Source organism: uncultured Megasphaera sp. (assembly GCF_958350005.1).
Taxonomy (GTDB): domain Bacteria; phylum Bacillota; class Negativicutes; order Veillonellales; family Megasphaeraceae; genus Megasphaera.
Map to the genome: position 1 here is coordinate 1 of NZ_CATWFF010000057.1, position 11,513 is coordinate 11,513.

An 11,513-nucleotide genomic window follows, 5' to 3' on the forward strand; every position below is an offset into this window, starting at 1 on the left:
GTGTAGAAACACAGTTAGTATACAAACAAGAATGAACCGTTCATAAAATGACAGTAACGGGCAGAGACTTTTAATTAGAGAAAAGACGATGTTCCCATATTGTGAAATGGGAAGATACCATGGTATAATATATAACTATTGTGACAGTGTATAATGGAGGTGCAGTAATGGCAACAGTTCAGGAAAAAATTGCCCAGTTCCATGAAAAGCTCGCAAAGATTGAAATGGGCGGCGGACAGGCAAAAATTGATAAACAGCATAGCCAGGGAAAAATGACGGCCCGGGAACGGCTGACAAAGTTATTTGATGCAGGAAGCTTTACGGAAATCAGTCAGTTTATCCGGCATCGGTGTACCAACTTTGACATGCAGAAAAAAGAGATTCCCGGTGATGGTGTCGTAACAGGATACGGTACGATTCACGGCCGCCTCGTCTATGCTTATGCAGAAGACTTTACGGTAGAAGGTGGGTCTCTTGGCGAAATGCATGCTCATAAGATTTGCCAGGTCCAGGAAATGGCCCTGAAAATGGGGGCGCCCATTATTGGCATTAATGATTCCGGCGGTGCCCGTATTCAGGAAGGGGTAGATGCCCTGTCCGGCTTTGGCCGTATTTTTATGAACAACACATCGGCTTCCGGCGTCATTCCGCAGATTTCCGTCATTATGGGACCCTGTGCCGGCGGCGCCGTGTACAGCCCGGCACTGACCGATTTTATTTTTATGGTTAAAAATACGTCCAATATGTTTATTACCGGTCCGGCTGTTATTAAATCGGTTACGGCTGAAGAAGTATCGGCAGAGGAATTAGGTGGTGCAGTGACCCATAATTCTGTATCTGGCGTCGCTCATTTTGCCTGCGAAAATGAAGACGACTGCATTGAAAAAATCAAGGCACTCCTTGATTTCCTGCCCAGCAATAATATGGATGACAGCCCTATTGCCGATACGGACGACGATCCGCAGCGCCAGGATGAACAACTGAATTCCATCATTCCGGACAACAGCAATAAGCCTTATGATATGCTCGACGTTATTCGGGCCTGTGTCGATGACGGAAACGTATATGAAGTACTGGAAAACTATGCCATGAATATGATTACCTGCTTTGCCCGCTTTGACGGCCAGACTGTAGGTATTATTGCCAATCAGCCAAAATTCCTGGCTGGCTGCCTGGATATTAACGCCTCCGATAAGGCGGCGCGGTTTATCCGCTTCTGCGACAGTTTCAATATTCCTTTAGTTACGTTCGTTGACGTGCCGGGATTCCTGCCGGGGACGACCCAGGAATTTGGCGGTATTATCCGTCATGGCGCAAAGATGCTGTATGCTTATTGTGAAGCGACAGTTCCCAAAATTACGGTTGTTACGCGCAAAGCCTATGGCGGAGCGTATATTGCCATGTGCTGCCGTCAGCTCGGCGCCGATATGGTATTTGCCTGGCCTACGGCAGAAATCGCTGTCATGGGTCCCGATGGGGCAGCCAATATTATCTTTAAGCGCGATCCGGAAAAAGAAAAGAAGAAACAGGAATATATTGAAGAATTTTCTACGCCTTATAAAGCGGCTGAACATGGGTATGTGGACTGCATTATTGAACCGAAAGAAACCCGTCCCCGCATTATTAATGCGCTGGCAATGCTGTACAGCAAGCGTGAAGACCGGCCGTCCAAAAAGCATGGCAACATGCCGTTGTAAGGGGAGGAATTAGGGTATGGATATGGAAGTAGCGGCATTTGTCATTGTGGCAGTCGGTGTGTTTTTTGTCTGGAAGCAGACAAATCGTCGGTTTGAAGAGATGGAACAGACCATTGCCTCGCTAAGACGCGATAATGAAGCGCTGCAGAAACGTATGGAACAGGAAGTTCAGGAAGCGGCAGCTTCTGAACCGGCTGCAGCTCCGGCAGCTATGTCAGAAGAACCGGCCGCAGAACCTCGTCCTATGGTGCCGGTCGGTTCCCGTCAGCCCGTTGTGGTAGCACCGCGTCCCATGGTTGCCATAGAAACTCCGGCGCAGGACAAGTCTGCAGAAGCGGAGTTGGATCCTGAAGTGGTTGCTGTGATCATGGCTGCTGTTGCGGCCTGTGGCTATTCGCCGGCAGCAATACGCTCGATTCGGCCGCAGAAGCAGTCTGTATCGCAGTGGGTTCTGGCAGGACGATTAGCACGTATGAGACAATAAGTTGATAGATAAGTTTTGTCTGGAGGATAAAATCGTATGAAACAATTTAAAATTACTGTAAATGGAAAGACCTATGATGTATCCGTAGAAGAGATGAATGTGTCGTCTCCTGCCGCAGCACCGGCTCCGGCAGCTGCTCCCACGCCTGCACCGGCAGCACCGTCGGCACCGGCAACACCAGCAGCTCCTGCACCGGCTCCCAAGGCTCCTGTATCTTCCGCAGCAGATACGCCGGCCGTGTATGGTCCTATTCCGGAAGGTGCCATTGTCGTCAAAGCACCTATGCCGGGAAAAATTTCGGCCATTAAAGCAGAAGTTGGCGCATCCCTTACACGGGGCGATGTCCTGCTGGTACTGGAAGCGATGAAGATGCAGAATGACATTACGGCTACGGCTGACGGTACGCTCCATGAAGTACGTGTTGCTGTCGGCGATAACGTCAAGACTGGCGATATACTGGCTGTTATTACAAAATAATGTGAAACGGAATGAACTGCTGAAAAAGTTGGAAGCCCTCTTTTTCGGCAGTTTTTTATGTCCTGTTATCGAGTATGTATGCCGATCTATGGGATGCCGCTTTTCACGACTGGGCCCATATACGAGAATATCATCATAACAGGAAAGAGTCTCCGTGCAGTTGTATCCCCATAGGGGGCTTGTGAGCTTATGGGAGATACGATATACTGTACATATTGTATTTTATTGAGGCACAGGAAGAAGGGGTACGCAGTGAAACGAACACAATGGGCCCGTACGATATGGGGGAAAGGGCTGTTGTTTATGGTCACCATGTTTCTCCTGTCTGCGGCAGTATTTTATATTTCTTCCTATGCACCAGGCGATCCGCTGCAGGCATTTTATGGCGAACGGATAGAACGGATGTCCGCCGAGGAGCTGGCGGCAGCCCGGCAGCGACTGGGTCTTGATGGGCCCGTATATGTGCGATATGCTTCGTGGCTGTATTTGGCGCTGCATGGCGAATTCGGCATGTCTCTCCTGTATCGGGAACCAGCAGTCGACGTCATCCGGGATTATGCAGGCAATACGCTGATACTGGGGACGGTGTCGTACGTACTGGTTTTCCTGTTAGCCGTAGTGCTGGCACTGGTTTGTGTACTTCATGAAGATACGTGGATCGACACGGTTATTTGTAAAGCCGGCACAATTCTGTATTATATACCGGCATTTTGGCTGGGATTGCTGCTTATTTTAGTGTTTAACGTCAATGCTGGCTGGCTGCCGGGCAGCGGTGCCTACGATCCTGGCAGATCCGGCGATATTGTGAATCGAATAGAACATCTTATCTTGCCGGGAATCGTCATGATTTCCAGTCACGTCTGGTATTATGCATATATTATTCGCAATAAGATGTTACAAGAGGCTCGTCAGGAATATGTTTTTCTTGCCAAGATTAAAGGACTGCGGCGCTGGCAGGTAGCCTGCCGCCATTGCCTGCGCAATACGGCACCGACCATTGTCAGCATCATGGCCATTTCGGTTAACCATATTTTAGGCGGCACCTATGTCATTGAAGCGGTATTTTCCTATCCCGGCATAGGAGCGATTGCTGTAGAAAGCGCGAAAGGTCACGACTATAATCTGCTTATGCTCATCGTCATGGTGACAGGTATGTTCGTCATTTTATCGGGGCTGGTTGCACAGGCTGTGAATGAACGGCTCGATGGACGAATGAAAGCAAACGGGGAGGATCGAGTATGATGCAGCAAGAAAATCCTTTTCGCATCGTGGGACCAGGAAAGAGAGCCATACAGCGGCCGTGCCGCCGTTCATGGCGGGAAAGGACAGGCCATATACCGGTTATTTCTCTCTTTTTTCTGGTTTGTATTATCAGCGGCTGTGTATTGGCACCAGTACTGGCCAATCACGATCCGACGCAGTTTTATTTGCAGCACTTAAACCAGCCGCCAGACAGTGAATTTTATTTTGGCACCGATAGTTTGGGGCGGGATATTTACTCTATTATCTGGTATGGCGGCCGCATATCGTTGACAGTCGGTGTGCTGAGCATGATTGTTTCCGCTTGTATCGGCATCAGTTACGGCTGTTTAAGTGGAACGGCACCGGAATGGGCGGACATGCTGCTCATGCGGCTGGCCGAACTCCTGAGCAGTATACCGGGAATTTTGCTGCTCCTGTTGCTGATGGCCTTTGTTCCCAATCCCGATGTTCTGTCTATTTCCGCACTCATCGGCGTGACGATGTGGATGAATCTGGCTCGTATGGTGCGCAGTGAAGTACGGCAAATCCGAAACAGTGAGTATGTGCTGGCATCGCGCAGCATGGGCGGCGGGTTCTGGCATATACTGTGGTATCACCTGATTCCCAACACCGTGTCGGCCTTGTTGTTCATGATTATATCCATGATGGGAAAGGCTATGATGACAGAGGCAACCTTGAGCTTTCTGGGATTAGGCCTGCCTGTGGGGATTGTTTCGTGGGGCACCATGCTGTCGCTGGCAAATCGGGCGTTACTGACCAACTCCTGGTGGGTCATCCTGATTCCCGGGGCATTTTTAATCATAACCCTCATATGCGTCACGTCAGCAGGCGATATGCTGCGCAAAGAAAAGCAGCAGGGATGCAGTAATTTATAAAGGGTTGTAGTGAGTAAAAAGAGAAAGGATGAAAACATGAATAGAACATTTTCTGTTTTAAAACGACTAGGCTGTGCCGCCCTTGTCTGTTGTATGCTGGTACTGGCCGGATGCGGAGGGAATACGGCCGGCGGTGATGCCAGGGATGGAAAAGTACTGACCTATGCCAGCCCTGATTATACGACGATTAATTCCCTGTTAAATACGCACGATGAACTGCCGAATATTATTTTTTCCGGACTTATGACCTATGATGCCAAGGGAAATCCTATTCCTGATCTGGCTGAATCGTATGAGTTTAATCAGGATACGCTGACCTATACGTTTCATCTGCGCGATGGCGTTACCTGGCATGATGGCCAGCCTTTTACGGCGGCTGATGTCAAATTTACGCTGGATACGCTGACGCATAATAAAGACCTGGAAGCGTCTATTACGGACAATTACAAGGAAATCCAGTCCGTTGCCACGCCAGATGACAAAACCGTCATTATTACGCTGTCGGCACCCAATGCAGCCATGCTGAATTACCTGACCATTGGCATACTGCCGAAGCATCTGCTGGAAGGCAAGGACATTATGACCGATTCCTTTAATCAGCATCCTGTCGGTACCGGACGGTATCAGTTTGTCAGCTGGGATAAAGGGCAGTCCATTATTGTTAAAAAGAACCCCAAATTCTATGGGAAAATGCCGAAAATCGACGAGATCATTTTCAAGATTATTCCTGATGAAAATGCCAAGGCAGCACAGGTTAAATCTGGCGGCGTCGATTTAGCCTGGCTCAACGCGCAGAATGCCGCTTCCTTCCGAAATGACAGCAAGTTTGCCGTATATGATTTCAAAACAGCCGATTACCGGGCTATTGCACCGAATTTCAAAGTACCGTTCTGGCAGAAGCACCGCGAACTGATTCCGCTGCTGGGATATGCTCTGGACAAACAGGCTATTATTGACAGCGTTCTTCAGGGACAGGGGGAAGTTGCGTACAGTCCGCTGCAAATCAATAAGGAATACAACGATCCCAATGTGGAACAGCGGGCGTATAATCCGGAACTGTTTAAACAGAAGATCGAAGCCCTGGGCTGGAAGCTGGGCAGTGACGGCATTTATGAAAAAGACGGAGAAAAGCTGGCCTTCAGTGTAGATACACGGGAATATGAAGAAGAACGGGTCGATATTGCCAATATCGCATCCAGCCAGTTTAAGAAAGTCGGCGTACAGATGGACGTACATATTGTGCCAAAACTGGACTGGAAAACGCTGCAGTCCTTCCTGATCGGGCAGGCAGCACCGTTTGATCCGGATAACGGCACGTATGATTTATTTTATACCGGTGCCAGCGGCAACTACACGGGATACAGCAATGGTGCCGTCGACCAGGCTCTGGCTGCAGCCCGGTCTTCCTATGATCCGGCTGTACGCAAGGCGGCATATAACCAGTTCCAGCAGGCCTGGGCACAGGACCCGGCATACATCATGGTTGCCTACTTAGACGGCAACTATGTGGCCAATAAAAAACTGACCGGCTTGTCGACGGAACGCGTTCTGGGTCATCATGCCGTAGGCGTTATGTGGAATATTGAAGACTGGGATATACAATAAATAAAAAAACATAGACAGACAGCACCGAAAGCCCTGTACAGGGCTTTCGGTATTTCTGTACGGGACAGGATGAGACGATGAAACATACATTACCTTTGGAAATTGAAGATCTGTCACTTTGTTTTGATACGCCGGCAGGCAAGATCGAGGCGCTGCGCCAGGTATCACTGCAGCTTCATGCCGGCGAGATTCTGGTACTGGCCGGTGAATCGGGATGCGGCAAATCTGTGCTGTGCCGCTCGGTGTTGAAACTGCTGCCGCCTTTTGCGCATATTACTGGCGGTGCCATTCGCATTCAGGGACAGGACGTGACGGCTTATACGGAACGGCAGATGGCATCTCTGCGCGGCCGTGTCGTATCTATGGTATTTCAGAATCCGCTGACGACGCTGAATCCGGCAATGACCATGGGGGAACAGCTGCGGGAAGCCCTTAACCGGGATGGCACGCTGAACCGGGCCGAAGCGGATCGGCAGGCTGTTGCGCTGCTGGAGATGGTGGGCATTCATGACGGTGCTTACCGCCTGGGCCAGGTGCCGCAGGCTTTTTCCGGCGGTCAGCGTCAGCGCTGCGCGCTGGCTATTGCCCTGGCGGCGAAACCGGCTGTTCTGCTGGCTGATGAACCGACGACGGCCCTGGATGTAACGGTGCAGGTGCAAATACTGGATGTCCTGCGGGACCTGCGGCGAAAAAAGGGATTATCCATGATCTTTGTCACTCATGATCTGGGCGTGGCAGCCCATCTGGCAGACCGGGTAGGCATTATGTACGCCGGTCGGATTGTAGAAATCGGTACGGCAGAAGAAATCTTTTATGATCCCCGTCATCCTTATACGTGGGGGCTCCTGGCTGCGCTGCCGTCGTACAGCAATGCCGGCAGACTGCAGGCTATTCCCGGCATGCCGCCGGATATGCTCCATCCGCCTAAAGGAGATGCCTTTGCAGAACGCAATGCCTGTGCCCTGGCCATTGATTATGAACAGGAACCGCCCATGTTTTCCATATCACCGACCCATCAGGCGGCAACATGGCTTCTGGATCCGCAGGCGCCGAAGGTAGATCCGCCTGTGTGCATACGAAAGGGGAAATACTGATGAAACCGCCGCTTCTGGAACTGAAAGATATGTGCAAACAGTTTTTGCTGGATGACTGTCATACAATTGATGCATTGCGCCATGTATCCCTGTCTGTCGGGTATGGCGAAACGGTAGGCCTCATTGGCGAATCAGGGTGCGGCAAATCGACGCTGGCCCGTATGGCCATGGGGCTGTATACGCCGGATCAGGGCGATGTGTATTTTGAAGGGATGTCCCTCCGGTCCCGACAGGGATTACAGGCGGCGCAGCACGGAATGCACCTGATTTTTCAGGATTCCGATGGCGCCCTGGATCCGCACATGACTTCGGCCCAATCTATTCGGGAAGGGCTGCGCCTTTCCGGTCATGGCAGGGAAGAAGGCCGGCAGATTGATGAACTCCTTCACTGTGTAGGCCTGGAACCGCGCCATGGGCAGGCCTATCCGGCAGAGCTGTCCGGCGGTCAGCGCCAGCGCGTGGCCATTGCCCGCTGTCTGGCCGTAAAGCCCAAGCTGATCATTGCCGATGAACCGATTGCATCATTAGATGTATCCATTCAGGCGCAGATTATCAACCTGCTCATGGATTTACAGGAACAGCAGCACTTTTCCATGCTGTTTATCGCCCATGACCTGGCTGTCGTTCGCCATATCAGTCACCGCGTCGTCGTCATGTATGAAGGGTGCGTTGTGGAAGAAGGCCCGACGGACCGCGTTTTCTCCCATCCCGGCCATGCCTATACCCGGCGGCTGCTGGCTTCCATATTGCGGCCTGATCCGCTGTATGAACGGAATAAGCCTGGTCTGCCGCATATGGACGATGCTGTCATGCTCGGCGGTGAATTACAGGAAATAGAGTCAGGCCATAAGGTACGCTGTTAGCAACTATTTCTTGACTTACCTCCTGATTTCCGGTAGGCTACTAGTAGAACTGCAGGGAGGGATGGAGCAATGAACATTTTAGTGGCAATGGAAGTGGACCGCCGTCACCGGCAATGGCTGCAGGATGCGGCAGGTTCGAACAATATCGTGTTTTACCCTGTACAGGGACCGGTCGATGTCCACATACCGGAAGAAGAACTGGCAGCGGCCGACGTCATCATTGGCAACGTAGCACCAGAGCTGCTCTGTCATGCGGAAAAGCTGCAGTGGCTTCAGCTCAACAGTGCCGGTGCCAATGCCTATTGCCGAGATGGAATTCTGCCGCCTGGTGTGCAGCTTACCAATGCGACTGGTGCCTACGGCCTGGCTATTGCTGAGCACATGATGGGAATGGTGCTGGCTATGATGAAAAAGCTGTACCTCTATTATGATCATCAAAAACAGGCAGAATGGCACGATGAAGGGCCTGTCCGGTCCCTGTACGGCGCGACCGTTCTGGTTATTGGATTTGGCGACATTGGCCGGGAATTTGGCCGCCGCATGAAAGCCATGGGCGCTCATGTCATCGGTATTCGCCGGCGAAGCGGAGTCCTGCCGGCTGAAGCAGACGAAATGGGGACCATGGAGAAGCTCGATTCGTACTTGGCAAAAGCCGATATTGTGGCATCCAGTCTGCCCGACACACCGGCGACGTACCATCTGTATACGAAAGAACGCTTTGCTGCCATGAAGAAAGGTGCTTATTTTCTGAATGTCGGACGGGGAAGCAATGTCGTACAGGATGCACTGTGCGACGCCGTTTGCTCCGGTCATCTGGCCGGTGCTGCCGTCGATGTTACGTCGCCGGAACCACTGCCGCCGGATCACCGAATGTGGCATACGCCGGGAATCTACATTACGCCCCATGTATCAGGAGGCTATCATCTGCAGGAAACGCACGACCGTATCGTCCGCATTGCAGCAGCAAATCTGAAGCGGTTTATACAGGGAGAGCCCCTGGAAAATATAGTAGATCCTGCAACGGGATATAAACGATAAGGCAATGTATATACAGGAGGGGATAGGGATGAATCGGCCGTTATGGAAATATCTGGCTTCACTGGTATTGCTGGGGTCCAATGGCGTCGTAGCTGCGCAGATTTCTCTGGGCAGTACGGATATTGTGCTGCTGCGGGCCCTGTTTGGCCTGCTTGGCCTGCTTTGTGTATGGGGAATGGTGTGCCGCAGGTGGACTTTTTACCGGTATCGCCGGGAACTGGTGTACGTCGTTCTTACTGGCGTAGCGACGGCTGTGAACTGGCTGACCTTGTTTGCTGCCTATCAGATGATGGGCGTCAGTCTGGGGATTATTTTTAACTACTGTGGTCCTGCTGTTGTCATCGCACTGGCACCGGTCATGCTGCACGACCGCTTTACGGCCGTGAAAGGGATTACCCTTTGCTGTGTCATTCTGGGAGTATGCTGCATCAGCGGCCAGGCAGCCGGCGTGAACCTGACTGCAGCCGGCATGGTATATGGTGCCCTGGCTGCCGTGTCTTTTGCCTTCATGATTTTGTTTAATAAAAAAGTGGACCATGTGCCTGGATTGGAACGGGTCATCTTGCAGATGGTCGTTTCTGTTCTGATTATTGGCAGTATGGCCTTGTACAACCATGGCTGGTATATGCCCATTCAGTCTTCTGACTGGCTTCCGGCTATCTGGCTGGGCGTTATGAATACAGGGCTGGCGTACTACCTGTATTTTTCCTGCATGTCCGGCCTGTCTGTGCAGACCATTTCCATTTGCGGGTATTTGGAACCTGTATCGTCTGTATTTTTGTCCATGCTCATACTGCATGAAGTCATGATGCCGGTTCAGTGGGTCGGTGCAGTCCTGATTATTGGCAGTGCCGTATGGAGTGAGTACCGGCAGTCATCACATCCCGTATCGGCATCGTGATCTGACGATGTAGAATAGTAACATAGCCTGTATGACAGGCATACGAAACAGGACTTCTGATTTTGCTGAATCAGAAGTCCTGTTTCATTATATCTTATGGCCGTTTCCGTATGATTGGAATACAGAGTTCATCTGTATTCGTAATTTGGGCACGCCCATTGGTGGCGTTTATCAGGCTTTGTTTTACCGCTTCTGTCTGTTCCTGCGGAATGTGCAGGGTAAAGGTTACCGTGTCGGCAAAGGAGCGGTCGGCAACGGTCAGTCCCTGTTCAGACGTCAGCCGTTCTACTGTACTGACAAAGGAATAGGGGACGCATACCATTACGACATCATGAGGAATATAATCGGCAATTTGTGCTTCTTCCAGAGCCAGTACTACAGCATGACCGTATGCACGGATGAGTCCGCTGGCCCCGAGCTTGACGCCGCCAAAATAACGGGTAACGATGGCAATCGTATTGGTAATGCCCTGTTTTTTTAAAATTTCCAGGATCGGACGCCCTGCCGTACCGGCAGGTTCTCCGTCATCGCTGGATTTTTGTATGCTGCCGCCTGGGCCCAGCTGATAGGCGTAACAGTTGTGACGGGCGTCCCAGTACTGTTTGCGGATGCGTTCCAGGCAGGCAGCGGCTTCGCTTTCGTCGTGTATTTCCTGCAGGGTAGCAATAAACCGTGATTTCTTAATCGTATATTCTGCCGTTCCCTGGCCATATACAGAGGTAATAAAAGAATGCGCCATGAAGAGATTCGTCCTTTTCGTCAGATATTTCTTTTATCATAGCGCATTCTTCTGTATTTGACAAAGCTTTTTTATCTTCCTTATGTTGTGGTGTTTGCATCGTCGACATGCAGCAGTACTTCAATAGCATGCTGCTGTTCTGCCGGAAGAGCGTGGATGGCGCGAATAATCCGGCTGTCTTTTTCGGTAATGGAAGCGCAGTGCTGACAGTCGGCATGGTCTTCTTCCACGCCTTTGCAGAAAATCCCCGGTCTTCCGACTAAAATGCAGATGGGGATTTGAAAGTAATCTGCCATTTTTAATAATACTGAAATATCAGGGGAATACAGTCCCGTTTCCCAGGAATATACGGCTTGTTTAGACATGCCAAATAACGCACCGAATTCGGTTTGCGTTAGTCCTTTCTTTTTGCGGTAAAATCGAATTTCCTGTCCTAATGTCATAATCTTGTGCTCCTATGGCCTTGCAAATAAAACG

12 protein-coding genes are annotated in these 11,513 nt (G+C 50.8%); 10 read left to right on the top strand and 2 right to left on the bottom strand.

All coding sequences use genetic code 11. From position 1 onward, the window contains the following. Nucleotides 1–167 precede the first annotated feature (167 nt). The 10 genes from Q3886_RS04815 (at nucleotide 168) to Q3886_RS04860 (ending at nucleotide 10,297) form a co-directional block, all read left to right on the top strand. Nucleotides 168–1,697, top strand: coding sequence for an acyl-CoA carboxylase subunit beta (locus Q3886_RS04815; RefSeq protein ID WP_301860037.1), 1,530 nt, complete (start codon nucleotides 168–170; stop codon nucleotides 1,695–1,697). A 16-nt stretch (nucleotides 1,698–1,713) separates the two neighbouring features. Continuing rightward, nucleotides 1,714–2,181: a hypothetical protein gene (locus Q3886_RS04820; protein WP_301860038.1), complete on the top strand. Its 468-nt coding sequence runs from the start codon at nucleotides 1,714–1,716 to the stop codon at nucleotides 2,179–2,181. Between the two features lie 36 nt (nucleotides 2,182–2,217). Next, on the top strand, nucleotides 2,218–2,658 hold the full coding sequence (locus tag Q3886_RS04825) for a biotin/lipoyl-containing protein (protein ID WP_301860039.1): 441 nt from the start codon (nucleotides 2,218–2,220) through the stop codon (nucleotides 2,656–2,658). 252 nt (nucleotides 2,659–2,910) lie between these two features. Beyond that, complete coding sequence (locus Q3886_RS04830; protein WP_301860040.1) at nucleotides 2,911–3,900, top strand: ABC transporter permease; 990 nt, start codon at nucleotides 2,911–2,913, stop codon at nucleotides 3,898–3,900. Then, entirely contained in the window at nucleotides 3,897–4,796 is a 900-nt protein-coding gene (locus Q3886_RS04835) for an ABC transporter permease (RefSeq protein WP_301860041.1), read from the top strand. Before Q3886_RS04830 ends, Q3886_RS04835 begins: the two co-directional genes overlap by 4 nt. A gap of 36 nt (nucleotides 4,797–4,832) precedes the next feature. Continuing rightward, a complete protein-coding gene (locus tag Q3886_RS04840) occupies nucleotides 4,833–6,401 on the top strand; it encodes an ABC transporter substrate-binding protein (protein ID WP_301860042.1) in 1,569 nt (522 codons plus the stop codon). A 77-nt stretch (nucleotides 6,402–6,478) separates the two neighbouring features. Further along, a complete protein-coding gene (locus Q3886_RS04845) occupies nucleotides 6,479–7,495 on the top strand; it encodes an ABC transporter ATP-binding protein (protein WP_301860043.1) in 1,017 nt (338 codons plus the stop codon). Further along, nucleotides 7,495–8,358, top strand: a complete 864-nt coding sequence (locus Q3886_RS04850) for an ABC transporter ATP-binding protein (RefSeq protein WP_301860044.1) — start codon at nucleotides 7,495–7,497, stop codon at nucleotides 8,356–8,358. Before Q3886_RS04845 ends, Q3886_RS04850 begins: the two co-directional genes overlap by 1 nt. A gap of 69 nt (nucleotides 8,359–8,427) precedes the next feature. Further along, nucleotides 8,428–9,396: a D-2-hydroxyacid dehydrogenase gene (locus tag Q3886_RS04855; RefSeq protein ID WP_301860045.1), complete on the top strand. Its 969-nt coding sequence runs from the start codon at nucleotides 8,428–8,430 to the stop codon at nucleotides 9,394–9,396. Nucleotides 9,397–9,424: 28 nt separating this feature from the next. Beyond that, on the top strand, nucleotides 9,425–10,297 hold the full coding sequence (locus Q3886_RS04860; protein WP_301860046.1) for a DMT family transporter: 873 nt from the start codon (nucleotides 9,425–9,427) through the stop codon (nucleotides 10,295–10,297). A gap of 94 nt (nucleotides 10,298–10,391) precedes the next feature. On the opposite strand, the gene Q3886_RS04865 is transcribed toward Q3886_RS04860, so the two are convergent. Both Q3886_RS04865 and Q3886_RS04870 read right to left on the bottom strand, forming a co-directional pair. Then, on the bottom strand, nucleotides 10,392–11,036 hold the full coding sequence (locus tag Q3886_RS04865; protein WP_301860047.1) for a YigZ family protein: 645 nt from the start codon (nucleotides 11,034–11,036) through the stop codon (nucleotides 10,392–10,394). Nucleotides 11,037–11,116: 80 nt separating this feature from the next. Continuing rightward, nucleotides 11,117–11,479, bottom strand: coding sequence for a helix-turn-helix transcriptional regulator (locus Q3886_RS04870; protein ID WP_301860048.1), 363 nt, complete (start codon nucleotides 11,477–11,479; stop codon nucleotides 11,117–11,119). Nucleotides 11,480–11,513 lie beyond the last annotated feature (34 nt).

Excerpts from the sequence above, each read along its gene's own strand:
- Q3886_RS04840 (WP_301860042.1), top strand. The coding sequence starts at position 4,833 with ATGAATAGAACATTTTCTGTTTTAAAACGACTAGGCTGTGCCGCCCTT.
- Q3886_RS04835 (WP_301860041.1), top strand. The coding sequence starts at position 3,897 with ATGATGCAGCAAGAAAATCCTTTTCGCATCGTGGGACCAGGAAAGAGA.
- Q3886_RS04815 (WP_301860037.1), top strand. The coding sequence starts at position 168 with ATGGCAACAGTTCAGGAAAAAATTGCCCAGTTCCATGAAAAGCTCGCA.
- Q3886_RS04825 (WP_301860039.1), top strand. The coding sequence starts at position 2,218 with ATGAAACAATTTAAAATTACTGTAAATGGAAAGACCTATGATGTATCC.
- Q3886_RS04820 (WP_301860038.1), top strand. The coding sequence starts at position 1,714 with ATGGATATGGAAGTAGCGGCATTTGTCATTGTGGCAGTCGGTGTGTTT.
- Q3886_RS04855 (WP_301860045.1), top strand. The coding sequence starts at position 8,428 with ATGAACATTTTAGTGGCAATGGAAGTGGACCGCCGTCACCGGCAATGG.
- Q3886_RS04865 (WP_301860047.1), bottom strand. The coding sequence starts at position 11,036 with ATGGCGCATTCTTTTATTACCTCTGTATATGGCCAGGGAACGGCAGAA.
- Q3886_RS04860 (WP_301860046.1), top strand. The coding sequence starts at position 9,425 with ATGAATCGGCCGTTATGGAAATATCTGGCTTCACTGGTATTGCTGGGG.
- Q3886_RS04870 (WP_301860048.1), bottom strand. The coding sequence starts at position 11,479 with ATGACATTAGGACAGGAAATTCGATTTTACCGCAAAAAGAAAGGACTA.
- Q3886_RS04850 (WP_301860044.1), top strand. The coding sequence starts at position 7,495 with ATGAAACCGCCGCTTCTGGAACTGAAAGATATGTGCAAACAGTTTTTG.
- Q3886_RS04845 (WP_301860043.1), top strand. The coding sequence starts at position 6,479 with ATGAAACATACATTACCTTTGGAAATTGAAGATCTGTCACTTTGTTTT.